Source organism: Streptomyces sp. WAC 04229 (genome assembly GCF_003947455.1).
Lineage (GTDB): Bacteria > Actinomycetota > Actinomycetes > Streptomycetales > Streptomycetaceae > Streptomyces.
Genome location: NZ_QHJH01000370.1, coordinates 1 through 2396 on the forward strand (window position 1 = coordinate 1; position 2396 = coordinate 2396).

2 protein-coding genes and 1 pseudogene are annotated in these 2396 nt (G+C 76.5%); 1 reads left to right on the top strand and 2 read right to left on the bottom strand.

Annotated elements, in window-relative coordinates:
- The first annotated feature begins 118 nt into the window (after positions 1–118).
- Positions 119–1210: a Ku protein gene (locus DMH12_RS38200; RefSeq protein ID WP_185832783.1), complete on the top strand. Its 1092-nt coding sequence runs from the start codon at positions 119–121 to the stop codon at positions 1208–1210.
- 252 nt (positions 1211–1462) lie between these two features.
- On the opposite strand, the gene DMH12_RS40195 is transcribed toward DMH12_RS38200, so the two are convergent.
- Complete coding sequence (locus DMH12_RS40195) at positions 1463–2155, bottom strand: hypothetical protein (RefSeq protein WP_260474504.1); 693 nt, start codon at positions 2153–2155, stop codon at positions 1463–1465.
- A gap of 96 nt (positions 2156–2251) precedes the next feature.
- Positions 2252–2396, bottom strand: a pseudogene (locus tag DMH12_RS40620) (protein phosphatase); the annotation flags it as partial.

Genomic DNA, 2396 nt, shown 5'->3' on the forward strand with positions numbered 1-2396 from the left:
CCCTCCACCTCCGTGATAGGCGCCATACCATGAGAATCGCACGGAAAACGGACAACATGCCTGGCGAATCGCCCGGCGAACCCGACCCACGAACCGCCCGACCGGAAAGGTGCTGCACGTGCGATCGATCTGGAACGGCGCCATCTCCTTCGGCCTGGTCAGCATCCCGATCAAGCTGGTGAACGCCACCGAGAGCCACTCGGTCTCCTTCCGCCAGATCCACACCGAGGACGGCGGCCGGATCCGCTACCGCAAGGTCTGCGAGCTGGAGGACCGCGAGGTCACCCAGGCCGAGATCGGCAAGGCGTACGAGGACGCCGACGGCTCGATGATCCCGATCACCGACGAGGACCTGTCCCGCCTGCCGATCCCGACCGCCCGGACGATCGAGATCGTCGCCTTCGTGCCCGAGGAGCGCATCGACCCGCTCCAGATGGGCTCCGCGTACTACCTCGCGGCGAGCGGCGCCCCCGCCGCCAAGCCGTACACGCTGCTGCGCGAGGCGCTCAAGCGCAGCAACCGGGTCGCCATCGCCAAGTTCGCGCTGCGCGGCCGGGAACGCCTCGGCATGCTCCGGGTCGTCGGCGACGCCATCGCCATGCACGGCCTGCTCTGGCCGGACGAGGTGCGCGCCCCCGAGGGCGTCGCCCCGGACGCCGGCGTCACCGTCCGCGACCAGGAGCTGGACCTCGCGGACGCCCTCATGGACACCCTCGGCGAGATCGATCTGGACGACCTGCACGACGAGTACCAGGAGGCCCTGGAGGAGGTCATCGCCGCCAAGTCGGCCGGTGAGGCCCCGCCCGAGGCCCGCGAGGAGGAGCGGCCCGGGAAGGTGCTGGACCTGATGGCCGCGCTGGAGAGCAGCGTGCGTGCGGCGCGGGAGTCCCGGGGCGGCGAGGAGCCCGGTCCGGCCGAGGAGGCCGAGGTCCGGTCCCTGCCCCGGGCCCAGAAGTCGTCCCGGCGGGCCCCCAAGGAGACCGGCGGCAAGAAGTCGACGTCCGCGGCGGCGAAGAAGACGGCGGCGAAGAAGGCGGCACCCAAGAAGTCGACGGCCGGCGCCGGGAAGTCCGCGGCGAAGTCCGCCCAGCCGGCCAGGAAGGCGACGGCCGGGAGCACCGCCAGGAAGACCACCGGCAGGAGCGCGGCCGCCAAGAGCACGGCCAGGACCACGGCGAAGAAGACGGCGTCCCGCAAGCGCAGCGCCTGACGCCGCCGGCCGGCGGGTGCGGTCCCGAGTCCGGAACCGGAAGACCGCCGGCCCGACCGCGGTGAACCCGGCGAGCAGGCCGGACCAGGCGCCCACCGCCGGGCGCCGGAAGGGCCGCCGGCGCGGTGCGGCGGGCGATGCCCGTGGCGACGGCGGCCACGGCGGGGGACGTGGTCCCGACGAGGGTGGGCTGCCGCTACCCGGTGAAGACGAGCCGCCGGCCGGGGGCGAGCGACTCGCGCGCCCCCGGGTTCAGTCGATGGTCCAGGGAGAGGCCGAGGCCCGGGGTATCGCGGACGGCGCGGGCTCGAAGGCCGCGGGGCTCGCGGTGCCGGACTCCGACGGCGCGAGGGAGGCCAGGGTGGGCAGGGCGGGGCCGTCGTCCAGGCGCCGCCCTATCGTGTCGGCCGGTTCGCCGCCCGGGGTGTCCGGACCGGTGGACAGCTGCGACCACGCGGTCAGCGCGAGGGCGACCGCGGTCGCCGTGCCGATCACCCGGCCGAGCCGCCGCAGCCGGGCCCGGCGGTCCAGTTCACGCCAGCCGGGGCCGGCCCACGGGTCCTCCGGGCGCCACGCCTCACCGACCGTGCCGGCGGCGAGGGCGGGCCGGGCGTACGGCGGCCCGGACGGGCCGGTGGCGGGCGGGGCCGGGGGCCGGGGCCCGGGGCCGGCCCACGGGTCCTCCGGGCGCCACGCCTCACCGACCGTGCCGGCGGCGAGGGCGGGCCGGGCGTACGGCGGCCCGGACGGGCCGGTGGCGGGCGGGCCGGGCCGCCGGCCCGCGGTCCGGTCCCGCGCGGAGGGCTCCCTGGGCGCGGAGGCGCGGATGGCGAGCTCGTCGTCCTCCAGGAAGAGCCGCCACACGTGCTCCGGCACGGGCGGCGTGCCGCCCGGCTCGTCCGGCTCACCCGGTGTGGCGCCGCGGTCCGGCCCCGAAGCGGTCATCGTCCCGCTCTTCCTCTCTCGTCGGCCCCGGACGGGCCGGGCGGAGAAGAGGCCGGCGAGGGTCCGCAGCAAAGCTACGACCCGGGGGCCTTAAAGCGGGGGGCCGCCGGGACCCGGGGGGGGCCGGCCCGGGGAACGGGAAAGGGCCCCCCGCCCCCCGGGGCAGGCCTCCGCCGGCGGCAGGTGCCCGGCCCTCGCCATGACACAGCGTCGCGAAACCGGGTCGTAGACGGCGTAGAGG

Excerpts from the sequence above, each read along its gene's own strand:
- DMH12_RS40195 (WP_260474504.1), bottom strand. The coding sequence starts at position 2,155 with ATGACCGCTTCGGGGCCGGACCGCGGCGCCACACCGGGTGAGCCGGAC.